The 737-nt window shown below is 77.3% G+C and carries 1 pseudogene; it reads left to right on the forward strand.

Annotated features, from left to right (window positions below):
• Window positions 1–737, forward strand: a pseudogene (locus tag GT354_RS15485) (hypothetical protein); the annotation flags it as partial.

The raw sequence follows: 737 nt of genomic DNA on the forward strand, positions 1-737 counted from the left end.
CGGCCATCCGCCGGCCCGACCCGAGGAGATCGCCGCGATCCGGCGCCTCGCCGCGCGCCGGGCAACCCTGACCCCGGGGCGACTCGCCGAGCTGCGCCCCCTGTTGGACCGGCTGACGACCGTCGCGGCACAGCGCCCCGCCGACCGCGCGGCGGTGCTGGGCCTGGCCCTGCGCGTTTGCCCCGAGCCGCGCACCGATCGGGAACTCTCGATCTTCACGCAGGTGGCCGAGACCCTCGCCGCCGAACTCGGCGGCGTGGACGGCGTGTCCGGTGGCGAAGGCGTGTCCGGCGAGCCCGCCGTGGACAGGGCGGCCGGGGTTGCAGCGATCGCCGCCATCCTCGCCGCCGTAGTCGACCGTCTCTCTCCCGGCGCCGCCTTCGCCCTCGCGGCCCGGCTGCGGGCGCTGCCCACCCAGACCCGCACCACGTGGTCCCTACTGGGCCGCTGCGGAGCCGTTCGCACCCGCGACGACCTCGATCGCGCCCTGGCCGGAGCCCGCACCGAGCCGGACCCGTGGGCCGCCGAGGTCACGCTGCTCCGCGACGCGTTCGGGGCAACCGACGCCCCCGGCACCGAGTCGGACCTCCCCCCGGCCGAACAGACCCTGCGCGCAGCGCTCGACACCGCCGTACGCACACCCGGCGCAGTCGCCGCACTCCGCGCCCAACAAGGCCCCGCCGCCACCTCCGGCTCAACCGTCCCCGCCGAGGGCATCGGCCATGTCGACCCCGCCG

Source organism: Streptomyces sp. SID3343, from assembly GCF_009865215.1.
Lineage (GTDB): Bacteria > Actinomycetota > Actinomycetes > Streptomycetales > Streptomycetaceae > Embleya.